This is a genomic window from Rugosibacter aromaticivorans (assembly GCF_000934545.1).
Lineage (GTDB): Bacteria > Pseudomonadota > Gammaproteobacteria > Burkholderiales > Rhodocyclaceae > Rugosibacter > Rugosibacter aromaticivorans.
The window spans coordinates 2,516,592-2,539,964 of the sequence record NZ_CP010554.1; the positions used below are offsets into that span (position 1 = coordinate 2,516,592).

Annotated in this window: 20 protein-coding genes; 8 read left to right on the forward strand and 12 right to left on the reverse strand. The window is 56.4% G+C overall.

The features are described 5' to 3' along the window. Window positions 1–61: 61 nt before the first annotated feature. The 9 genes from PG1C_RS12480 to PG1C_RS12520 all read right to left on the reverse strand — a co-directional run bounded on the left by PG1C_RS12480 (window position 62) and on the right by PG1C_RS12520 (window position 10,121). A complete protein-coding gene (locus tag PG1C_RS12480) occupies window positions 62–964 on the reverse strand; it encodes a phosphoribosylaminoimidazolesuccinocarboxamide synthase (RefSeq protein ID WP_202635070.1) in 903 nt (300 codons plus the stop codon). A gap of 87 nt (window positions 965–1,051) precedes the next feature. Further along, window positions 1,052–2,116, reverse strand: coding sequence for a class II fructose-bisphosphate aldolase (gene fba / locus PG1C_RS12485; protein WP_202635071.1), 1,065 nt, complete (start codon window positions 2,114–2,116; stop codon window positions 1,052–1,054). Window positions 2,117–2,137: 21 nt separating this feature from the next. Then, on the reverse strand, window positions 2,138–3,577 hold the full coding sequence (gene pyk / locus PG1C_RS12490; RefSeq protein WP_202635072.1) for a pyruvate kinase: 1,440 nt from the start codon (window positions 3,575–3,577) through the stop codon (window positions 2,138–2,140). Window positions 3,578–3,606: 29 nt separating this feature from the next. Next, on the reverse strand, window positions 3,607–4,779 hold the full coding sequence (locus PG1C_RS12495; protein ID WP_202635073.1) for a phosphoglycerate kinase: 1,173 nt from the start codon (window positions 4,777–4,779) through the stop codon (window positions 3,607–3,609). Window positions 4,780–4,925: 146 nt separating this feature from the next. Continuing rightward, complete coding sequence (gene gap, locus PG1C_RS12500; RefSeq protein WP_202635074.1) at window positions 4,926–5,936, reverse strand: type I glyceraldehyde-3-phosphate dehydrogenase; 1,011 nt, start codon at window positions 5,934–5,936, stop codon at window positions 4,926–4,928. A 22-nt stretch (window positions 5,937–5,958) separates the two neighbouring features. Then, a complete protein-coding gene (gene tkt / locus PG1C_RS12505; RefSeq protein ID WP_202637066.1) occupies window positions 5,959–7,977 on the reverse strand; it encodes a transketolase in 2,019 nt (672 codons plus the stop codon). 179 nt (window positions 7,978–8,156) lie between these two features. Further along, entirely contained in the window at window positions 8,157–8,681 is a 525-nt protein-coding gene (sodC, locus tag PG1C_RS12510; protein WP_202635075.1) for a superoxide dismutase family protein, read from the reverse strand. A gap of 113 nt (window positions 8,682–8,794) precedes the next feature. Beyond that, window positions 8,795–9,028: a dodecin family protein gene (locus PG1C_RS12515; protein WP_202635076.1), complete on the reverse strand. Its 234-nt coding sequence runs from the start codon at window positions 9,026–9,028 to the stop codon at window positions 8,795–8,797. A 373-nt stretch (window positions 9,029–9,401) separates the two neighbouring features. Next, window positions 9,402–10,121, reverse strand: coding sequence for a ComF family protein (locus PG1C_RS12520; protein ID WP_237218189.1), 720 nt, complete (start codon window positions 10,119–10,121; stop codon window positions 9,402–9,404). Between the two features lie 58 nt (window positions 10,122–10,179). On the opposite strand from PG1C_RS12520, the gene bioB reads away from it, so the two are divergent. The 8 genes from bioB (at window position 10,180) to phoU (ending at window position 19,886) form a co-directional block, all read left to right on the forward strand. After that, the gene (bioB, locus tag PG1C_RS12525) at window positions 10,180–11,190 is read left to right on the forward strand and encodes a biotin synthase BioB (RefSeq protein WP_202635078.1); all 1,011 of its coding nucleotides are present in this window, start codon (window positions 10,180–10,182) and stop codon (window positions 11,188–11,190) included. A gap of 8 nt (window positions 11,191–11,198) precedes the next feature. Then, window positions 11,199–12,041, forward strand: a complete 843-nt coding sequence (locus PG1C_RS12530) for a methyltransferase domain-containing protein (protein WP_237218190.1) — start codon at window positions 11,199–11,201, stop codon at window positions 12,039–12,041. Then, complete coding sequence (locus PG1C_RS12535) at window positions 12,038–12,322, forward strand: hypothetical protein (RefSeq protein WP_202635080.1); 285 nt, start codon at window positions 12,038–12,040, stop codon at window positions 12,320–12,322. Before PG1C_RS12530 ends, PG1C_RS12535 begins: the two co-directional genes overlap by 4 nt. A 70-nt stretch (window positions 12,323–12,392) precedes the next feature. Continuing rightward, window positions 12,393–15,074, forward strand: a complete 2,682-nt coding sequence (gene aceE / locus PG1C_RS12540; RefSeq protein WP_202637067.1) for a pyruvate dehydrogenase (acetyl-transferring), homodimeric type — start codon at window positions 12,393–12,395, stop codon at window positions 15,072–15,074. A 3-nt stretch (window positions 15,075–15,077) separates the two neighbouring features. Then, the gene (aceF, locus tag PG1C_RS12545; protein ID WP_202635081.1) at window positions 15,078–16,445 is read left to right on the forward strand and encodes a dihydrolipoyllysine-residue acetyltransferase; all 1,368 of its coding nucleotides are present in this window, start codon (window positions 15,078–15,080) and stop codon (window positions 16,443–16,445) included. A gap of 19 nt (window positions 16,446–16,464) precedes the next feature. Beyond that, window positions 16,465–18,357: a dihydrolipoyl dehydrogenase gene (gene lpdA, locus PG1C_RS12550; RefSeq protein ID WP_202635082.1), complete on the forward strand. Its 1,893-nt coding sequence runs from the start codon at window positions 16,465–16,467 to the stop codon at window positions 18,355–18,357. A 54-nt stretch (window positions 18,358–18,411) separates the two neighbouring features. Beyond that, window positions 18,412–19,083, forward strand: coding sequence for a ribose-5-phosphate isomerase RpiA (gene rpiA, locus PG1C_RS12555; protein ID WP_202635083.1), 672 nt, complete (start codon window positions 18,412–18,414; stop codon window positions 19,081–19,083). 101 nt (window positions 19,084–19,184) lie between these two features. Further along, window positions 19,185–19,886, forward strand: coding sequence for a phosphate signaling complex protein PhoU (gene phoU / locus PG1C_RS12560; RefSeq protein ID WP_202635084.1), 702 nt, complete (start codon window positions 19,185–19,187; stop codon window positions 19,884–19,886). Between the two features lie 165 nt (window positions 19,887–20,051). On the opposite strand, the gene PG1C_RS12565 is transcribed toward phoU, so the two are convergent. From PG1C_RS12565 to pap, 3 genes are all read right to left on the reverse strand, one after another. Beyond that, the gene (locus PG1C_RS12565; RefSeq protein WP_202635085.1) at window positions 20,052–20,324 is read right to left on the reverse strand and encodes an oxidative damage protection protein; all 273 of its coding nucleotides are present in this window, start codon (window positions 20,322–20,324) and stop codon (window positions 20,052–20,054) included. A gap of 97 nt (window positions 20,325–20,421) precedes the next feature. Continuing rightward, complete coding sequence (gene argA / locus PG1C_RS12570) at window positions 20,422–21,765, reverse strand: amino-acid N-acetyltransferase (RefSeq protein ID WP_202635086.1); 1,344 nt, start codon at window positions 21,763–21,765, stop codon at window positions 20,422–20,424. Continuing rightward, entirely contained in the window at window positions 21,762–23,351 is a 1,590-nt protein-coding gene (pap, locus tag PG1C_RS12575; protein WP_202635087.1) for a polyphosphate:AMP phosphotransferase, read from the reverse strand. The genes argA and pap overlap by 4 nt, the downstream gene beginning before the upstream one ends. Between the last annotated feature and the right edge of the window lie 22 nt (window positions 23,352–23,373).

The window sequence follows — 23,373 nt, forward strand, 5'->3', positions numbered from 1 at the left end:
ACAGCACGACAAAAGAGGGTACAGCACACACCAACACAGCATGCGCCGTGCTGGCCGCATATTACACTTTTGGCGTCAAACCGGTCAGGCGGGTAAGTGCTTCACGATACTTGGCGGCTGTTTTTTCAATCACGTCCGCAGGCAAGCGGGGGCCTGGAGCCTGCTTGTTCCAATCCAGCGTACCCAGATAATCGCGCACAAACTGTTTATCAAAACTGGGGGGACTAATACCCACTTGGTATTGATTAGCGGGCCAGAAACGCGATGAATCGGGCGTTAACACTTCGTCAATCAAATACAACCGGCCATCCTTATCCTGACCAAATTCAAATTTCGTATCCGCAATGATGATGCCGTGGATGCGTGCAAAAGCGGCCGCTTCGCGGTACAGGCGTAGCGTGGTTTCTTTTACTTTCTTGGCCAGATCAACGCCAATCAAATTCTCGACGGTAGCGTAGTCAATATTTTCGTCGTGATCTCCCATTTCCGCCTTAGTCGCCGGCGTGAAAATTGGCTCAGGCAATTGCTGCGCTAGTTGCAACCCCGCTGGTAAGGCAATCCCGCAGACTGCGTGGGTGGCCTGATAATCCTTCCAACCTGAGCCGATCAGGTAACCGCGCGCCACCGCCTCAATGGGCAAAGGCTTAAGGCGTTTGACCACGACTGAACGACCACGCACTTGCTCCCGCTCGGCTTCCGTTTCCACCACGGACTCAGGATCTATCCCCGTGAGCTGATTCGAAATCACATGCGCTAATTTACCAAACCAAAAATCAGCCACCGCAGTCAGCACTTCGCCCTTGCCAGGAATCGGGTCCGGCAAGATGACATCAAAAGCAGATAAGCGATCGGTCGTAATAATGAGCAATAGATCATCGCTCACGGCATAAATATCGCGCACTTTGCCGCGTGCCAACAGGGGCAAACTAGTCAGGGAAGATTCAAACAAGGCAGGCTGTGTCATAGGAAAAATCAAAGTAAGAAAAAATTATTTACCTTAGCGGACTGCAATATGCACGATGCAGCCAGCCTATTTACCGCAAAACCAGATTTACTTAACAATGGAATCAAGCTCGCCACTGATGTATCGCGTGGCCATTTTTTCCATCGACATCGGTTTGATTTTACTCGCCTGACCAGCGCAACCAAAGGCCTCGTAGCGCGCTTTGCAAATCGCCTTCATGGCCTTTTTAGTCTCGCCCAGATATTTTCGTGGATCGAACTCTTTGGGGTTTTCTGCCATGAAACGGCGGATCGCGGCTGTCGAGGCCATGCGTAAATCAGTATCAATATTGATCTTGCGCACACCGTGCTTGATGCCTTCAACAATTTCTTCTACCGGCACGCCGTAGGTTTCACCCATAGCGCCGCCATATTGATTGATCGCCGCAAGCAGATCCTGCGGCACGGAGGACGAACCATGCATCACCAGATGCGTATTGGGTATGCGCGCATTGATTTCTTTGATGCGATCAATTCGCAGCACAGCACCGGTGGGTGGGCGGGTGAATTTGTACGCGCCGTGTGACGTGCCGATGGCAATCGCCAGCGCATCGACACCCGTGGCCTTGACGAAATCGGCCGCCTCGTTGGCATCTGTCAGCAACTGGTCGTGGGAGAGCACCCCTTCGGCACCGTGGCCGTCCTCCTTTTCGCCCATGCCTGTTTCCAGCGAACCGAGACAGCCCAGCTCGCCTTCAACCGAAACCCCGATCGCGTGGGCTATTTCAACTACCCGGCGGGTGACATCGATGTTGTAATCAAACGAGGCGGGCGTCTTGGCATCCTCTTTCAATGAACCATCCATCATCACGCTGGAAAAGCCCAGGCGCATGGCCTGGATGCAAATCGCCGGACTCGCGCCGTGATCCTGATGCATCACCACAGGAATATCCGGGTTAGCTTCCACGGCCGCTTCAATCAAGTGCCGCAGATACGCTTCACCGGCATATTTACGCGCACCGGCTGAGCCCTGCATGATGACCGGGCTGTTAGTCTCGGCTGCCGCTTCCATGATGGCCTGCACTTGTTCCAGGTTATTCACATTGAAGGCAGGCAGGCCGTAACCATTTTCTGCCGCATGGTCGAGCAATTGACGCATTGATACGAGAGCCATTTAAATCTCCTTAGAAAAAAATCAGGCGGCTGGCCGCCGGTGTTCGCCGACTTTTACCAGTTTCAAAGTATTCGTGCCACCTGCCAGACCGATCGGCTCGCCGATGGTGAGGACAATTAAATCGCCCACCTCCACCGCACCAGCGGCAAGTAGAGTTTCTTCAGCCTGCCAGAGTAACTCATCACGATCATGCGTAGCAAAATCGGTAATCAACGGAAATACATCGCGGAAAATACTCACCCGATATCGCGTGCGGATGCGTGGCGTCAACGCATAGATGGGCACGCCAGAATTGATGCGGCTCATCCACAACGCGGTAGAACCGGAATCCGTCAACGCCGCAACAGCTTTAACTTTCATGTGCACCGCAGTAAACAAGGCGGCCATGGCAATGGATTGATCGATGCGGGTAAACGTGCGATCTAAAAAGTGAGCATCCACTTTTACTTCATGTGACTTTTCAGCTGCCACACACACCCGCGCCATGGCTTCCACTGCGGCTACCGGATACATGCCAGAAGCTGTCTCGGCCGACAACATCACCGCATCCGTGCCATCCAACACCGCATTCGCTACATCGGACACTTCAGCGCGGGTCGGCACCGGGCTGGCAATCATCGATTCCATCATTTGCGTGGCGGTGATGACAAAACGATTCGCCTCGCGCGCCATGCGGATAATACGCTTTTGCAAAGCGGGCACAGCGGCATCACCCACTTCAACCGCCAGATCGCCACGCGCCACCATCACGCCATCGGTGGCATGCAAAATATCTTGCAGATTATCGATCGCCTCAACGCGCTCAATTTTTGCGATGATCAGCGCATCCGATCCTGCCTCGTGCAGCAGTTGCCGCGTTTGCCGCATGTCGGCGCCCGTCTTGGGGAAAGACACGGCAACAAAATCGACATTCAACGCGGCAGCTGTCTTGATGTCCGCCATGTCCTTGGGTGTCAGCGCCGGGGCCGACAATCCGCCGCCCTGCTTGTTGATGCCTTTGTTATTCGAAAGCTCACCATCATGCCGGTTACGACAATGGATTTCGCTGCCCTCGACGCACTCCACATCGAATACCGTACGGCCGTCGTCCAGCAACAGCACATCGCCTGCCACCACATCCTCCACCAGATCAGGGTAATCCAGGCCGACGCGTGTGGCATCGCCCAAGGTGCAGGTTGCATCGAGGATGAAATGCTGGCCAGCCTTGATCGCTATTGGACCGGCAGCAAACTTGCCGATGCGGATTTTTGGCCCCTGCAAATCGGCCATCACGCCAACCGTGCGCCCCGCGTGATGCGCCGCTGCGCGCAAGGTTTCCACGCGCTGCCGATGATCATCCACCGTGCCATGTGAAAAATTCAGCCGCACGACATCCACACCTGCCGCCACCAATTCAGCCAGCCGTTCCGCGCTGCTAGACGCCGGGCCGAGGGTCGCTACAATTTTGGTTGCGCGTTGCATGGAAAATTATGATGGCGTGTAATGGCGTTTCAGCTATCCGCGCGTTGCTCAAGAATTTCAACAGCAGGGAGTTTCTTGCCCTCAAGAAACTCCAGGAAAGCGCCCCCGGCTGTCGAGATGTAACTCACCTTGGTACCAAACGCGTTAATGGCCGCAATGGTGTCACCGCCACCGGCCAGTGAAAAAGCTTTGGAATCGGCAATCGCATGAGCTAACGTTTTGGTACCGCACGAAAACTGCTCGATCTCAAACACGCCGACCGGGCCGTTCCATACGATCGTGCCCGCCTGAGCCACGATTCTGGATAGCTCTTGTGCTGCCATCGGACCAATGTCCAAAATCATGTCGTCGTCAGTCACGTCATCAATGCTTTTAACCGTCGCCACAGCGGTTGCTGAAAGCGCCTTGGCGCAGACCACTTCCGCTGGCAACGGCACGGACACTTTTTGCATCACCCGGCGCGCGGCTTCAACCAGATCGGGCTCGGCGAGCGATTTGCCGATCTTCTTGCCTGCCGCCAATAAAAACGTGTTGGCGATACCGCCACCCACAATCAATTGGTCCACCTTATCCGCCAGCGATTCAAGCACGGTCAGCTTGGTTGACACCTTGGAACCAGCAACAATGGCCACCAGCGGATGCGCTGGTTTAGCTAACGCCCGTGTCAAAGCGTCAAGTTCAGCCGCAAGACACGGCCCGGCACAAGCGACCGGCGCATATTTGCCCATGCCATAAGTAGTGACCTCGGCACGATGCGCGGTGCCAAAGGCGTCATGCACCCAGATGTCGCAAAGCTTGGCCAGCTTTTGCGCCAGCGCATCATCGTTCTTTTTCTCGCCTTTGTTGACTCGGCAATTTTCCAGCAGCACGATCTCGCCAGGTTTCACCGCATCTGCCAAATCCGCGCCATCCACCCAGTTTTGCACCAGCGGTACCGGACGACCCAGCAGTTCAGCCAGACGCACGGCGATTGGGGCGAGCGAGTCTTCGGCTTTGAATTCACCTTCCGTCGGACGGCCAAGATGCGAAGTGACCATCACCGCCGCGCCGCCTGCCAGAGCATAGCGAATGCCCGGCAACGCCGCGCGAATGCGCGTGTCATCGGTAATCGCGCCATGTTCGTCCTGCGGCACATTCAGATCGGCGCGGATAAACACGCGCTTGGCTGAAACGTTCAGATCGGTCAGTTTCTTGAAGTTCATGCATCAACCTTTACTGTGTAAATTGCGCCGTCCCCCAAGGGGACTTTCCAGGAACGGCTCTGCATTCCCTGCAGCCGGGTTCAAAGCTTTGCGGCGTATCACCAGCGCTGTCCGGATACCGCTTCGCATAACTTTTTACGTGCTACTTAATTTACTGCTGACTGACCAATCACGCGCGTCATTTCCAACACTTTGTTCGAGTAGCCCCACTCGTTGTCATACCAGGCCACGATCTTGACGAAAGTGCTATCCAGCGCGATGCCCGCCTCGGCATCGAATACCGAGGTGCAGCTCTCGCCGCGAAAATCGGTCGCTACCACTTTATCTTCGGTGTATCCGAGCACGCCTTTCATGTCACCTTGCGAGGCGGCCTTCATTGCTGCGCAGATCTCGGCATAGCTCGCCTCTTTGACCAACTCGACAGTCAAATCGACGACCGATACATCGGAAGTCGGCACACGGAACGACATACCGGTGAGCTTCTTGTTCAACTCGGGAATCACCACGCCGACCGCTTTAGCTGCGCCGGTTGAAGAGGGGATGATATTTTCCAGAATGCCTCGGCCGCCGCGCCAATCCTTGTTGGACGGGCCATCCACGGTTTTCTGCGTTGCTGTTGCAGCATGCACGGTAGTCATCAGGCCACGCTTGATGCCCCAGGTATCGTTCAACACCTTGGCCACGGGGGCCAGGCAGTTAGTGGTGCATGAGGCATTGGAAACAATGGTCTGCCCGGCGTAGGTTTTGTCATTCACGCCAAACACAAACATCGGCGTGTCGTCTTTCGAGGGTGCAGACATGATGACTTTTTTCGCACCGGCAGCGATGTGCCTGGCCGCAGTTTCTTTAGTTAAGAAAAGCCCGGTAGCTTCAATCACTACATCGGCGTTGACTTCATTCCATTTCAGCTCGGATGGGTCTTTCAACGCCGTCAGGCGGATTTTTTTGCCATTCACGATCAGGGTACTGCCCTCAACCGAAATGTCACCCTTGAAACGGCCATGAACCGAATCGTATTTCAGCATATAGGCCAGATAATCCGGCTCGAGCAGATCATTGATACCAACGATTTCGATATCAGAAAAATTTTGTACCGCCGCGCGGAACACCATGCGGCCGATGCGGCCAAATCCGTTGATGCCAACCTTGATCGTCATGTGCGACTCCTGAAATAAAAAACTAGATAAGACCCTTCACCGTGGCGACAACATGCTCTACGGTAAAGCCAAACGCCTTGAACAAGGCACCTGCCGGTGCCGACTCACCAAAGCGGTCTAAACCAATGACCGCACCTTCCAGCCCTACATATTTGTACCAGCCATCCGTCACCCCGGCTTCGATCGCCACCCGCACAATGCCTTGCGGCAACACGCTGGCGCGATAGGCATCGTCTTGATGATCGAAACGGTTAGTGCACGGCATGGAAACCACGCGCACTGCAATGCCCTCTGTGGCCAGTTGCGCTTGCGCTTTTAGCGCCAGATCAATCTCTGAACCCGTGGCAATCAACACGGCTTGTGGCGTGCCAGCAGCCTCGGACAATACATAACCGCCACGCCGGATAGCCGCCTGCGTTGCCGTATCGCGTTTAACAAACGGTAAATTCTGCCTTGAAAACGCCAGGCAAGTGGGGCCATCTCGCCGCTCAATGGCTGCAGCCCAGGCAATGGCCGTTTCAACCGTATCGCAAGGGCGCCAGGTTTCCATGTGCGGAATCAAACGCAACGTCGCCAACTGTTCCACAGGCTGGTGCGTCGGGCCATCTTCGCCCAGGCCAATCGAATCGTGGGTGAACACAAAAATCGACCGCTGCTTCATCAGCGCTGCCATACGCAACGCGTTACGCGCGTATTCCGAAAACATCAAAAAGGTGCCGCCATAGGGAATAAAGCCGCCGTGCAACGTCAAGCCATTCACGATAGCCGCCATACCAAACTCGCGCACGCCGTAGTGAATGTAATTACCGTGACCTGCCCGCGTCACTGCTTTAGAACCCGACCAGTTCGTGAGGTTAGATCCCGTCAGATCCGCCGAGCCGCCGAGTAGCTCCGGCAGCTTGGGCGCAAAGGCTTCAATACTGTTTTGCGAGGCCTTGCGGGTGGCAATGGTTTCCGCTTTGTCGTTGAGTTTTTCCAGCACAGCCGCTACATGGGCTTCCCAATCAGCGGGCAGATCACCGGCCATGCGGCGGGTAAACTCAGCCGCCAACTCAGGATGCGCCCTGGCATAAACGGCAAACCCTTGCTGCCAGGCAGCCTCGGATTCTGCGCCGGTTTTTTTGGCATCCCACGCTGCGTAAACCTCTGCCGGCACTTCAAACGGTGCGTACGGCCAGCCTAGCGCAACACGGGCAGCGGCAATTTCGGCATCACCCAGCGGGGCGCCATGCACATCATGGCCGCCTTGCTTGTTGGGCGCGCCTTTGCCAATCACCGTTTTGCAGCAGATCAGCGTTGGCCGCTGAGTATCGGCCTGCGCTTGGCCTATAGCCGCATCAATGGCCGCCGGATTATGCCCATCAACACTGCTGATCACCTGCCAGCCGTAAGCCTGAAACCGCTCGGGAATATTTTCGGTAAACCAGCCCTCTACATGGCCGTCGATAGAAATGCCGTTATCGTCCCAAAACACGATCAGCTTGGATAAACCCCACGTGCCAGCCAGCGAGCAGACCTCATGCGAAATGCCTTCCATGAGGCAGCCGTCGCCCAGAAAAACATAAGTGTAGTGATTAACGATCTCATGGCCGGGGCGATTGAATTCATTCGCCAGCAGCTTCTCAGCCAGCGCCATGCCCACGGCATTGGCAATACCCTGGCCCAACGGGCCGGTGGTGGTTTCCACGCCCGGCGTGTAGCCAATCTCCGGATGCCCCGGCGTTTTGCTGTGCAACTGGCGAAACTGTTTCAGATCGTCCAGCGAAACGTCATACCCCGTGAGATGCAACAGGGAATAAAGCAGCATGGACGCGTGGCCATTGGATAACACAAACCGATCGCGGCCTGCCCAGTGCGGATTCGCCGGATTGTGGCGCAGGTGGCGATGCCACAGCACCTCGGCGATATCGGCCATGCCCATGGGCGCGCCCGGATGGCCAGAATTCGCCTTTTGCACGGCATCCATGGCCAACGCGCGAATCGCATTAGAAAGGGGTAAAGCAGAGGCGGACACAGAGGTAGACACAGCGGCAGACGGCATGGTGGTAGTCATCGCAAAAAGATTGGAAGGCACTGTGCCTTCCTGAAAACTCGCTATTATCGACCAAACTGGGGGCGTTACGCTAGTGCAGCAAACCGACTACCCCCCAGCAGATAGCGTGCGCAAAACGCGTAAATGCCGCGTTTGTCAGTTATTCGCTGGTTTTTGCTGAGTTTTGATTATTGAATCACGCCACAGAACAAGCGCGCACCCCCGCCACCCAGAGGGGCTGGATGGTCTGCGTGGTTATCGCCCCCCGCATGAATCATCAAAGAGCGACCCGTTACATCGGCCAACTTGAGCCTTGGCGCCAACACAGGCGTGGTGGCATTGCCCTGAGCATCAACGAAAAGCGCAGGCAAATCGCCCAGATGCCCATCGCCCCACGGCAGACCGTGGTGTTTACTCGCTGCTGGATCGTAATGCCCGCCCGCCGCTAAGGCGGGTACCTGTTTGCCATCTTTTTCCATCGGCGCGCAACTTGGTTTTTCATGCACATGAAACCCATGCACACCCGGCGGCAACCCCGCCAACGTCGGGCTAAAAACCACGCCATACGGCGTTTCGCTAATAACAACCTGGCCCACCTGCGGGCCAGCACCCTGCTCATCTACCTTATTCATTGGCACGGTGATATCTGCATGTGCCGCCAAAGAAAAACACAACATAGAAGCGGCTAAAAATAGGACGGAACGTGATTTCATTTTGTCTCCTGCGTGAAAAAAATATCGCGTTGATTAGGAAAAGCTTTGCAGGCTAAGAAGAGAGCAAATTTTCAGCCTGCAAAATTACCCGGGAAACTGCGGCCTCCTGCGGTTTATTTTTTCTTGGCACTTGCCGTGGCTTTGGCACCCGCTAAAACAAAGGTGACTTTCATGGTCACACGGTATTCCGTCACCTTGCCTTTGCTCACCACGACTTTTTGATCTTTTACCCAAGCCCCCTGAATATCGGCAATCGTTTCAGACGCACGTGCAATGCCGGAAGAGATGGCATCTTCAAAACTCTTTTTGCTGCTTGAAGTAATTTCAATCACTTTTGCAACGGTCATGATGGCTCCTTTACGTTACAGTGAAGGGGTGTCGCAGACGATTACGATAACCGACGACACCGCCATTAGCAAGGCATGACAACCGATGCGTAGCGCAAGGCACTGGTGCCGTATCGCCAGCGCCGACTTTTAAGGTACAGTCGCGGAAACGAAGGCAACCTGAACCACGCCGCCTTCACGCACTGCGCGAATGGCGCGCCACGTCTTGGCGCACCCCGTTCGTCTGCAGCGTTAGGCAATTAAGCCACAGCCTTTACTCCTTGCTCGTAGCTTGTGCCACAGGCAACGCTGTGGGTAAAGCGGCAGATACTGCAACAGGCGGCTACAGGGGCGGCTACGCTCGCGCAGTCTCCATCGCGATGCGGCGACCTTCTCAGCCATGTTTCAACGCCCGCGCCAGCACGCGGTTTTCGACGCGCACTGCGCCATGGGCCTTGAGGGTGCGCGCCAGCTCATTCAGTGTGGCGCCGGTGGTCATGACGTCATCCACCACCAGCACGGTTTTGCCGGTGAGATCAAGGCGGCATTCAAACGCATGGCGGATGTTTTTTGCGCGCTCTTTCCACGGCAGGGTGGCTTGCGGTGTGGTGTCGCGGTGGCGGTGGATGTGCTTGAGTTCCAACGGGACGCTCAGTTGCCGCGCCAGCGGGCGGGCAACCTCAATGGATTGATTAAAGCCGCGCTGCGCCAGCCGCTGGGCTGACAGAGGAACAGGCAGGATGAAGTCGGGTGGCGTACCAGGTAGCATCGCCAACTCGGCGCCGAAAAAGTCGGCGCTGGCGAGACGGCGCGAATACTTGAGCGACTGGATCATCCGGTCGAGCGGGAAGTCATATTGCCAGATGGCGGTGGTGGCGTCGAAATAGGGCGCCTGCTTGAGGCACGCGCCGCAGGGTTCAGCGTTCGGTGTGGGCAAGGCGCATTGCGGGCAGCGCTGCGTGGTCAGACGTGGCAGGTGATCATTGCAACTGGGGCACAATACGGCGTTATCGCTGGCCGCGCCGCACAGCAAACAGTCGCGCGGCAACAGCGCTGCAATGGTGGCCTTTAGGGTTGCCTTGACTGCGTTTGCTGCCTGATTTTTGATTGACAAGCGTTGCTCCTTCCACCAAGATGCGTGTCTTCCCCTGCATTCTATCGAGTCCACCGCAATGACTGCTCTTGCTACAAAAGAAACCGTGAACAAAACCCCGGACACCACTCCGAACAAACCTGCGCCATCAGCCGCGCCGAATCTGCGCTGGAGCATTAAAGCGATCGAAGCGCTGTTCGCGCTACCCTTTAACGATCTGCTGTTTCGCGCACAGGAAGTGCATCGCCAACACCATGTGGCGAATGCGGTGCAGCGCTCTACCCTGCTTTCGATCAAGACCGGCGGCTGTTCGGAAGATTGCGGTTATTGCTCGCAGTCGGCGCGCCACGGCGAGGTCGAGCGTGAAGCCTTGCTGCCGCTCGAAGAGGTGATCGCCGCTGCGCAAGCCGCCAAAGACAAGGGCGCATCACGCTTTTGCATGGGCGCGGCCTGGCGCGGACCGAAAGAAAAAGATCTGGCACAGGTGGCCGGGATGATCGCGGCGGTCAAGGCGCTGGGGCTGGAAACCTGCGCCACGCTGGGCATGCTCAAAGAGGGGCAGGCCGAACAGCTGAAAGACGCGGGGCTGGATTATTACAACCACAACCTGGATACGTCGCCCGAATTTTATGGCCAGGTGATCACCACGCACACGCAGGCTGATCGTTTTGATACGCTGGCGCAGGTGCGCGGCGCGGGCATCAAGGTGTGCTGTGGCGGCATTGTCGGCATGGGCGAAACACGCCGCGCGCGTGCCGGTTTGCTGGCTGAACTGGCGAACATGTCCACGCCGCCGGAATCAGTGCCGATCAACCAGTTGGTGCCGATGCCTGGCACGCCGATGGGGCATGTCGCGCCACTCGACCCGTTTGAATTTGTGCGCACGATTGCTGTGGCGCGCGTCCTCATGCCAACGTCCATGGTGCGCCTCTCGGCGGGCCGTGAAGAGATGAGCGACGAGATGCAGGCGTTGTGTTTTCTCGCCGGTGCAAATTCGATTTTCTACGGCGACAAACTGCTCACCGCGGGCAACCCGCAAGCCGATCGCGACGAAGCGCTGTTTAGCCGTCTGGGACTTATTTCAGTGTGATTCGCGGTGTGAGCCGCAATTTACCTGGCACGGCGGCAGCTTACGATCAAGCGGCTGTGCTCGCCCGCCTCGTTGGCGCACGCATGGCGGAGCGCCTCGATTACATGAAGATTTCGCCGCAGCGCATCGCCGACATCGGCTGCGCCACGGGCGACGGCATACGCGCCTTGCAAGCACGTTACAACAAGACGCAGGCGCTGGCGATTGATGTTTCTCTGCCGATGTTGCACGGTGTGCGTGCCCACAGTTCACGCCTCACGCGCTTACTTGGACGCCTACTCAATCGCGGCCCGCAACTCATTAACGCCGATGCGCGCGCGCTGCCGCTGGCGGACAATACGCTGGATTTTGTGTGGTCGAATCTGATGCTGCACTGGCTGGATGACCCGCTACCCGCGCTGCGCGAAATACATCGCGTGATGGCTGTCGGCGGCCTGGTGATGTTCGCCACGCTGGGGCCGGATAGCTTGCTTGAACTCCGCTCTGCTATGGAAGAAGTCGGCGCTGATGACACGGCGCGGCGCTTCATCGACATGCATGACATCGGCGATATGCTCGTGGCAGCAGGCTTTGCCGACCCGGTGATGGATATGGAGGTACTGAATTTCACCTACCGCCACCCGCGCCAGTTTCTTGCCGATCAGCGCCATTTGGGTGTGCGTGATGCGTTTCTTGGCCAGCAGCCTTTTCGCACCTGGCGCAAGGTTTTTTCTGCCTGGCCGCGCGATCACGAGGGGCGCTGGCCGCTACGCTTTGAAGTGGTCTACGGCCATGCCTGGAAACCCGCGCCACGAGCACGTCCGGCGCACACCGCAGAGGGCCATGCCATCATGACATTTCATCGCCCATGAAGCAGGCCAAGCAAAAACAGCGCCAGCAGGCGTTACACCCGCGTCATCTGCTGGCGACACACCCGCTGATGAAAAAAGGCAGCGCACATTTGCGCACCGACAAACGCGCCAGCCGCGCGCGACTCAAAGCGCAGCAACGCACACAGAAACGCCGCGAAGTCAACGAAAGCCAGCATTCGCGAGCCTACTTCCACCCGCATTCACTGCGCCATCGCACAGAGTGTTTTAGAATGGCCGCACATGATGCCGATTGCACTCTTACCCCGAGTGCAGTTGCATAAAAAATTTTGTGGCGACTGGCCGCGAAATAACATTATTCTCACGAGGAAAATTAGCATGTCCGTTACATCCATGTCCGCCACGCCTGATGCGTCTTTAACTCCTGCCGACATTGACCCGCAGGAAACCCGCGAATGGCTCGATGCGCTGGCCGCCGTGATCGAAAAAGCAGGGCCGGAGCGTGCACACTTTCTGCTTGAACAGTTGATCGCCGATAGCCACCGCGCAGGCATCAATATCCCCTACAGCGCCAATACGGATTACATCAACACGATCCCCGTCGGGCAGCAGCCCCGCATGCCGGGTGATCAGGAACTGGAGCACACCATCCGCGCCTATGCGCGCTGGAATGCAATGATCATGGTGCTACGCGCCAACCGTGACGATTCCGGCCTGGGTGGCCACATTGCCAGCTATGCTTCCGCCGCCACCTTGTATGACGTCGGCTTTAATCACTTTTGGCATGCGCCATCCGAAAATCATGGTGGCGATTTGGTGCTCTGGCAAGGGCATTCGTCGCCAGGCATTTATGCCCGCGCTTTTCTGCTCGGTCGCTTGACGGAGGATCAAATGGACAACTTCCGCCGTGAGGTTGATGGCAAGGGGCTTTCCAGCTACCCGCATCCATGGCTGATGCCGGACTTCTGGCAGTTTCCCTCGGTGTCTATGGGACTCGCGCCCTTGCAGGCGATTTATCACGCACGCTTCATGAAATATATGCAGGATCGCGGCCTGGCGACAACCGAAGGTCGCAAGGTCTGGGCCTTCATGGGCGACGGCGAGATGGACGAGCCGGAATCCATGGGCGCCATTGGCGTGGCCGGACGCGAACGGCTGGACAACCTGATTTTCGTCATCAATTGCAATCTGCAGCGGCTCGATGGCCCAGTGCGCGGGAATGGCAAAATCATTCAAGAGCTGGAGTCTGATTTTCGCGGTGCGGGCTGGAATGTCATCAAGGTGGTTTGGGGCGGCTACTGGGATGCGCTGCTGGCGCAGGATAAAACCGGTCTGCTGCACCAGCGCATGATGGAATGCGTGGATGGCGATTACCAAACCTTCAAGGCAAAAGATGGCGCCTATGTGCGCAAACATTTCTTTGGCAAATATCCTGAACTCGCCAAAATGGTTGAGCACTGGTCGGATGCTGACATCTGGGCGCTTAATCGCGGTGGTCACGATCCGCACAAAATCTACGCGGCCTACGCCGCTGCGGTGGCGCATACCGGCAAGCCGACGGTGATTCTGGCCAAGACCATCAAGGGTTATGGCATGGGCCCTTCCGGCGAGGCGCAGAACATTACCCACCAGCAAAAGAAAATGGACAGCGATTCACTCAAGGCTTTCCGCAACCGCTTCAAGTTGCCGGTCAAGGATGACGACATTGAAAAACTGCCCTACCTCAAGTTCGCGGAAGGCTCGCCAGAACTGACTTACATGCGCGCACGGCGCGAGGCGCTGGGCGGCTTTACGCCCGCCCGCCGCCGCCGCGTCGAACCGTTGCCGGTGCCACCGCTGTCGGCTTTCGAGGCCTTGTTAAAAGCGGGCGGTGAGGGCCGCGAGTTCTCATCCACCATGGCGTTTGTGCGTGCGTTGAATGTGATGCTCAAAGACAAGGTGATCGGCCGCCGCGTGGTGCCCATCGTGGTGGATGAATCGCGCACTTTTGGCATGGAAGGCCTGTTCCGCCAGATCGGCATCTGGAATCAGGACGGGCAGAAATATGTGCCGCAAGATGCCGACCAGTTGATGTTCTACAAGGAAACCAAAGACGGCCAGATTCTGCAGGACGGGATCAACGAAGCCGGTGCCATGGCCGACTGGATCGCGGCGGCAACTGCCTATTCAGTGCATGGCGTGCAGATGATTCCGGTGTATGTGTTTTATTCGATGTTCGGCATGCAGCGCACCATGGACTTGGTGTGGGCGGCGGGCGATCAGCGGGCGCGCGGCTTTCTCATCGGCGGCACGGCAGGACGCACCACGCTGAATGGCGAAGGCCTGCAACATGAAGACGGCCATTCGCATGTGCTGGCCAGCGCCGTGCCTAACTGCCTCTCATACGATCCGACCTTTGCCTATGAAGTCGCGGTGATCGTGCAGGATGGTTTGCGTCGCATGGTGGCAGAGCAAGAGGATGTGTTTTATTACCTCACGGTGATGAACGAAAATTACGAACATCCCGCCATGCCGGAAGGCAGTGCCGAGAGCATTCTCAAGGGCATGTATGCATTCCGCAGGGGAGCTGCCTCCAACGGGCCACGCGTGCAGTTGCTGGGTTCGGGCACGATCTTCCGCGAGGTCATGGCGGCAGCCGATTTGCTGCGCGAAGATTGGGGTGTGGAGGCTGATTTATGGTCTTGCCCGAGCTTTAACGAGCTGGCGCGCAACGGGCAAGACTGCGCACGCTGGAACCTGCTGCACCCCACAGACACACAGCGCATATCGCATGTCACCGCGTGCCTCACGGATACCCGCGGGCCCATCATCGCCGCCACCGATTACATTCGGCTCTATGCAGAACAGATACGCTCACTGGTGCCACGCCGCTACACCGTGCTGGGCACCGATGGCTTTGGCCGCTCTGATACGCGCGAAAAGTTGCGCCACTTTTTCGAGGTGAATCGTTACTGGATCACGCTGGCTGCACTGACTGCCCTGGCCGATGATGGCCAGATTGAACGTAGCCAGGTGGCTGCTGCGATTGCCAAATATGCGCTGGATGCCAACAAACCCAACCCGGTAAAGGTTTAAGCCATGTCTGACATTGTAGATATTCTCGTTCCTGCGATTGGTGACTTCACCGATGTGCCGATTATCGACGTGCTGGTCAAGGTCGGCGATGAAGTCAAGGTAGAAGATTCATTAATCACTGTTGAATCCGACAAAGCCACGATGGATGTTCCTTCGCCAGTGGCAGGCGTGATTAGCGAACTACGCGTCAAGGTAGGCGATAAAATTTCCGAGGGCGTGCTGGTGGCGCGCGTGAAAGTATCGAATCCTATAAAAATCGGCGCTGGTGATACGGCAGCATTGGTTGAAAAATCGGTTGAAACTTCAGCTGAAACTCCGGTCAAAACCCCTGCTGAAACGGCGCCAGCGGTCGCTGCGCCTGCCCCTATTCCAGCCCCCACGCCAACGGCAATAGCCGCACCCGCACCCTCAGCTGAATCATCGGCAACGCCAGGCACTCACGCGCATGCCAGTCCCTCGGTGCGCGCCTTTGCCCGCACCCTGGGCGTGGATGTAGCCAAGGTTTCCGGCACGGGGCTTAAAGGCCGCATCACGCAGGCGGATGTGGAAGCCTTCGTCAAAGGCGTGATGACGGGTGCGGGCTCTGCCGCCGTAGCATCAGGACAGACTTCTGGCGGTCTCAACGGGCTCAATCTGCTGCCCTGGCCGACAGTCGATTTTGCCAAATTTGGCGCCATCGAATTGCGTCCGCTCTCCCGCATCAAGAAGATTTCAGGGGCGAATCTGGCGCGCAACTGGGCGATGATTCCTCACGTCACACAGTTTGATGAAGCCGACATCACCGACCTGGAAGCCTTCCGCGTTGCGACCAATAAAGAGCTGGAAAAAAGCGGCGTCAAACTCACCATGCTGGCGTTTTTGATCAAGGCCGTGGTAAGCGCGCTGAAAAAATTTCCCGACTTTAACGCTTCGCTCGAAGGCCGGGGTGATGAACAGCGTCTGGTGCTCAAACAATATTTCCATATCGGCTTTGCGGCAGATACCCCCAACGGCCTGATGGTGCCTGTGTTGCGTGATGCCGATAAAAAAGGCCTGGCCGACATTGCCCGTGAAATGGGTGCGCTCGCGCAAAAAGCGCGCGATGGCAAACTAGGGTCTGCCGATATGCAGGGCGGCTGCTTTTCCATTTCCAGCCTGGGCGGCATTGGCGGTACAGCATTCACCCCAATTATTAACGCGCCGGAAGTCGCGATCCTTGGCGTCTCCAAAACCCAAACCAAACCGGTGTGGGATGGCGCAGCCTTTGTGCCTCGCCAGATGCTACCGCTGTCACTCTCTTACGATCACCGCGTGATTGACGGTGCTGCCGCTGCGCGGTTTACCAGCTATTTATCGGCCTTGCTGGTAGATATGCGCAAGGTGCTGTTATAAAACTTTACGGAGAAGATCAATGAGTCAACTGGTTGAAGTGCGGGTTCCTGATATTGGTGATTTCAAGGACATCCCCATCATCGATCTTCTGGTGAAGGTCGGCGATAGTGTCAAGGTGGAAGATGCACTCATGACGCTTGAATCAGATAAAGCCACGCTGGATGTGCCCTCGCCCGTGGCGGGCGTGATCCATGAATTGAAGGTAAAGCTGGGCGATAAAGTCTCTACCGGTACTCCGGTGGCGATGGTGACGGTGGCCGATGCAGCCACCGTCACCGTGGCAGCCACGCTGAATCAAGAAGCCCCATCCTCCGCTGCTCAATCAAGTACACAACCAGAAGCTGCACCAAAAGTCTTGAGCCCGTCTCTGGGCGGCGCTGGTGATACGGCGGCACCGCCAAATAATCAGGCCGCTACGCCAACCCCCGCCCAGGCAGGGCGAACAGCGGCACACTTTTCTGGCACCGCTGACATCGTCTGTGATCTGCTGGTATTGGGTGCAGGGCCGGGCGGCTATTCAGCAGCTTTTCGCGCGGCGGATATGGGTTTGAAAACCGTACTGGTTGAACGCTACGCCACCTTGGGTGGCGTGTGTTTGAATGTCGGCTGCATCCCCTCAAAGGCCTTGCTGCATGTGGCTGAAGTGATGGATGAAGCGGCACATGCCAACACGCTAGGTATTCAATTTGCGGCCCCGACCATTGATCTTGACCGCCTGCGTGCGCACAAGGCAGGGGTTGTCAGCAAACTCACCACGGGCCTGGCCGGTATGGCCAAAGCGCGCAAGGTAGAGGTCGTGCGTGGGCTTGGACGCTTTCTGGACGCCACTCATCTTGAAGTGGAAACCACGACTGGCAACGCACAGGAAAAAACCGGCTCAACGCGCGTCATACGCTTTACGCAATGCATCATCGCGGCAGGCAGTGCGGCCATTCATTTGCCGTTTATTCCCGAGTCACCCAAAGACCCACGCATCGTTGATTCAACCGGCGCGCTCGAATTGCCATTCACCCCGAAGCGCATGCTGGTGATCGGCGGCGGCATTATCGGACTGGAAATGGCCACGGTTTATGCCGCTCTGGGCGCCAAGGTGGATGTTGTCGAAATGCAAGACACCTTGATGCAAGGGCCGGATCGCGACCTGGTTGCAGTTTGGGAAAAGCAGAACGCCAGCCGCTTTGAGCGCATCATGCTCAAAACAAAAACAGTCTCCGTCGATTCGCAAGCGGATAGTCTGGTGGTTACCTTTTCGGGCAAAGAAGCGCCTAAAGAGCGGCAACACTATGACCTCATTCTGCAAGCCGCTGGCCGCGTGCCGAATGGCAAAAAAATTGATGCGGCCAATGCGGGCGTCATCGTGACTGACCGTGGATTTATTCCAGTCGATAATCAGATGCGCACCAATGTGCCGCACATTTTCGCCATCGGCGATATCGTCGGCCAGCCCATGCTCGCTCACAAAGCCGTGCATGAAGCCCATGTCGCCGCGGAAGTCGCCGCTGGCATGAAGAGCTATTTCGATGCCCGCGTGATTCCCTCGGTAGCCTATACACATCCTGAAGTCGCCTGGGTTGGCGTGGGTGAAGACGAAGCCAAAGAGATCGGCCGCAAAGTCACCGTGGCCAAATTTCCGTGGGCTGCCTCGGGCCGCGCGATTGCCAACGGGGCGGAATACGGTTTCACCAAGCTCTTGTTCGATGCAGAAACACATCGCGTCATTGGCGGCAGCATCGTCGGACCCAACGCGGGTGACATGATCGGCGAAGTGGCGCTGGCCATCGAGATGGGAGCGGACGCAACAGACATCGGCAAAACCATCCACCCGCATCCCACGCTGGGCGAGAGCATCGGCATGGCAGCAGAAGTAGCGCACGGCAGTTGCACCGATTTACCGCCACCGCGAAAACGTTGATTGTGATCATTACGATAACGGTGAACATTTCTTCGCCCTCCCGCGTATAACACCATGACGCAAGATGAAATGAAACAAGCGGTGGCGCACGCTGCGCGCGATTACGTGGCGGCGCATCTACCCGTGGGTGCCATTCTCGGTGTAGGCACCGGCTCAACGGCCAATTATTTTATTGATGCGCTCACCCCGATGAAAGATCGTCTAGGGGGTGTTATCGCTAGCTCAGAAGCCACGCACCAGCGGCTGGCAGGCCATGGCATGCTCGTGCTCGATCTGAACGATGTCGAGCACATCGGCATTTACGTGGATGGTGCCGATGAGATTGATGAAAGCCTGGCCATGATCAAGGGTGGCGGCGGCGCGCTCACGCGCGAAAAAATTGTCGCCGCAGTGGCGGATACGTTTGTTTGCATCTGCGATGCCTCGAAGCACGTTGCCACCCTGGGCCGTTTTCCGCTGCCGGTGGAAGTAATCCCGATGGCACGTGCCCATGTCGCGCGGCAACTTAGCCAATTGGGCGGCACGCCCAAGCTGCGGGAAGGCTTCATCACCGATAATGGTAACCTGATACTCGATGTGCATGGCCTGCGCATTAACCAACCCACGACGCTGGAAAGCCAGATTGATGGTATTGCCGGTGTCGTCAGTAATGGGCTCTTCGCCCGGCGTGGTGCCGATGTGCTGCTACTTGCCACGTCAAGTGCGGTTAAGGTGGTGAAACGATAGACTATCGCTAGAACTTGGTGGACAATGATGCCACTGAAAATAACTGCAACAATTCCTTCACAGTCCTTGCGTATAGTGATGAGAACATCAGAGGTGGCGACATGAGTCAACAACATATTCTCAAAAAATTTGATACCGATCTCGAAGACCTGCGTAGCCGTGTCTTGGCTATGGGCGGCTTGGTGGAACAACAATTCCTGCGCGCCATGGGAGGACTGGAAAGTGGCGACCTGAGCGCGATCGAGCAGATCATTGCCAATGATCACCTGGTTAACCGGCATGAAGTAGAGCTTGACGAAGCCTGCACGCACATCATCGCCCGACTGCAGCCAACGGCGGTTGATCTGCGCATGGTCATGACGGTAGTGAAAATCATCACTGACCTTGAACGCATTGGCGATGAGGCCAAGAAAATTGCCAAAATGGCGCGTGCTTTACACTCGGATAATCTACGCTCCGTTCCTCACATCGAGCTGCGGTCTACCGCCAATATCGCAGTGACCATGCTGAGAAAATCTCTCGATGCGTTTGCCCGCGTGGATGAAACGGTATCCTATGAAGTGGCACGACAGGATCGCGAAGTGGATGCCAGCTTCAAGGCAACGATGCGTCAGCTGATTACCTTTATGATGGAAGATCCGCGCACCATTTCCAGCTCGCTGGATTTGCTGTTTGTCGCCCGCGCCATTGAGCGCATTGGCGATCACGCCAAGAATATTGCTGAATACGTCGTGTATATGGTCAAGGGGCGCGATGTGCGCCACATCGGGCTGGAAGCCCTGGAAAAAGAACTCTCGCAGTAAGCCATCCTTTCACCCGCTCAACACCCTTTAGTATCCTTTAGTCCCCCCCAAGGCTGCGTCGAGAAATTCACGCAGCCTTTTTTTGCCTGAAAATTCGGCGCTAGCGCTACGGAGGATACGGCGCGGGGAAGAAGAAATCGCCCCGCCAGACCCGCCATCTCAGCCTTAAGCTGCCGGGGGCACATAACCGCTGACTTGATCAGCGCCATCACCAAAGAAATGTTTTTGCACTTGCTCGGTTAAATATTTGCGATGCTGCGGGTCGGCCAGGCTCAAGCGGTTTTCATTGATGATCATGGTTTGCAGCTTGATCCATGCCTGCCAGGCTTCTTTGGATACACTCTCATACAGTTTTTTGCCCAACTCTCCTGGCATCGGGGGGAACTCCAGGCCTTCGGCTTCTTTACCGAGCTTGATGCAGTGAACCATGCGTGTCATGCTATTTCCTTTAAAGTTTCGTTGCCTTGAATACCACCGTCTTGCAAGTTTACTCTGAGAAACGTGGTGTGACTCATTGTCAGGCTCGTAGTCAACCTCATAGCGTCTTCACCAGAACTTTTGAACGGCGTTGCAGGTTATAAACCTCACGCCGCGCAGCGGGCAAAGCATCCACGCTGGATTCAACAAAGCCACGCTCGATAAACCAGTGCGCGGTGCGTGTGGTGAGTACGAAAAGCTGTTTTAACTTCATTTTTCTTGCACGCGTCTCAATATAGGCACGCAGTTGATCGCCATACCCGCTACGCCGAAAATCAGGCATCACGGCAACACAGGCCAGTTCAGCCGACTTTGCATCGGTAAAAGGATAAAGCGCAGCACAACCAACCACCACGCCGTCATGCTCTACCAGAGAAAACCGGCTGACTTCCATTTCCAGCCGCTCACGACCACGCTTGACCAGCGTGCCATCGGCTTCAAGCGGCTCGATCAACCGCAAAATCGCCCCCACATCGTCAATCGTGGCATCACGCAACCGTGCCAGTGGTGCTTGCGTCATCACCGTACCCACGCCATCGCGGGTAAAGAATTCCATCAGCATCGCGCCATCTGATTGACGATCAAGAAAGTGTACACGCCCAACGCCCGCGCGACATGCCCGCACAGCACTGGGCAAAACGCGCGCAATTTCGGGTGCCTGCGCCTGCAAATATTTCCCCGCAATTTTTTGCGCTTCATCTGCCGTTAGCGCATCAATCAGCGCGCCTTTGGCATTCACCACGCCTGCTGCATCACACAGGTAAATCAATTTGTCCGCCTGCACAGCCACAGCCACGGCTTCGGCCACCTCCTCCCATGCCAGATTAAAAATCTCACCGGTAGGTGAGGCACTAATCGGCGTAATCAGCACCACATTTTCTTGCGCCAGATCAGCCTGTATTTCTTCGGCGATCACCTTGCGCACGGCACCTGTATATTGGAAATCAATACCATCTACCACGCCCACCGGCCGCGCCGTGACAAAATTGCCACCCGTCACACGCAAAAAAGCACCGGCCATCGGCGTATTGGGCAAGCCTTGTGACAGCAAGGCTTCAATTTCGATGCGAGTCACGCCCATGGCGCGTTTAACGCATTCCAGCGCTTCGCCATCGGTCACCCGCAAGCCTTTGTGAAACCTGGGCTCCAAGCCGCGCATACGCATTTCAGCATCAATCTGCGGGCGTGCCCCATGCACGAGCACCAGCCGTATGCCCATGCTATCAAGCAACGCGATATCGTGAATGAGTGCTTGTGCCGAACCTGTCTCGAGCACCTCGCCGCCAAACGCTATGACAAACGTACGACCACGAAACGCATGAATATAAGGTGCAGCTTGACGCACCCAAGCCACTAACCGCGCATCTGTATCGGGTTGTGCGCCACGAATATCCAGTGTCATGTTTTTGTTTTGCCTTTCTTGCGAGGGGATATTTTTGCGGATTTATTGTTGTCTCTGCGGTTGTCTCTGCGAGGGAATTCACGTGTCATCCATTCTCCCACCACTTTCTCTTTTAATTCAGTCTCCAAGCGCTCGCACACGGTTTGCAAGATTTTCACGCGGGCGTAATTCTTGTCATTGGATTCAACCAATGTCCAAGGTGCCGCGCCAGTGCTTGTGCGGTCCACCATGTCGCAAGCCGCTTGCTGGTACTGAGGCCACTTCTCGCGGTTTCGCCAGTCGTCATCGGTGATCTTGAATCGCTTAAATGGCGTCTCTTCACGCGCCTTAAAGCGCTTGAGTTGCTCTGCCTGACTGATCTGCAACCAAAACTTGATCACAATGGCACCGGCAGCAGATAACTCGTGTTCAAAATCGTTAATCTCGCTATAGGCGCGCAACCAATCGCGTTCTGAGCAAAACCCTTCAATACGCTCGACCAGCACGCGACCGTACCAGGAACGATCAAACAAAGTGATACGTCCGCAGCGCGGCACGTGTCGCCAAAATCGCCATAAATAAGGTTGTGCTCGTTCTTCTTCTGTCGGCGCGGTGACGGGAATAATCTGGTATTTCCGCGCATCCAGTGCGCCCGCAATCCGGCGTATCGCACCGCCCTTGCCTGCGGCATCCACCCCTTCGAACGCACAAATCAGCGAACGCTGTGCAAACCGGGGATCACGGCTTAATTCAGCGAGCCGCCCCTGCCAATGCGCAAGTTGATCCGCATAAGCTTTGTCGTTAAGTTTTTTCTTGAGATTAAGCTCTGAAAGTAAGTTGCGGCCATCAACACTGGGCCGCATCTGCGGCGCGACAGGGGTATCCTGATTGTCCCCCGTGGCTAGCCGCTGACGTAGCGAATTGAGTAGCACCTGGCCAACGGTCAGTGAGCGATAGCAGTCATCCGCGCCTTCAACGATGATCCACGGCGCCCAGGCCGTGTTGGTCATGCGTAGCATATGACCAGCAACTTCTTGCAGTTGGTCGTAATTTTTCAGGCGCGGCCCACTCCCTGGCGTCACGCGCCACGCAGTATGCGGGTCTTTTTCCAGCGCCTTCAAGCGTTTTTTCTGTGCGGCTTTGCTGAGATGAAACCAGAACTTCAGCACCAGCGCACCCTCATTCACCAACATAGCTTCGAAGCGGTTGATCTGGTCAATGCGCGCGTCCAGATCAGTCAATGCCAACGTGCCTTTCAAGCGCTGCCGAATCGGATCGGAATACCACGAGCCAGCAAAAATACCTGTCCGCCCCTTCGGTGGCAGCGCGCGCCAATAGCGCCACATGGCGGGGCGATCACGCTCTTCATCGGTGGGTTCGGCAAAGGCAAGCGTCGTCAGAAAATGCGGATCCATCCATTCATACAGAATATTGATAGTTTCACCTTTGCCTGCAAAATCCTGCCCGCTGATGAGAATGACGACAGGGATTTTTGCCGTCTCTTTCAGCTCGAATTGCGCATCCAGCAGCGCAACACGTAAATCCGGCACCTGCTTGCGCCAGGTTTTTTTATCGACCATGTGGCCTATTTCTGCTGACTCAAACATAGCGTCTCCTCACATCGTGGCT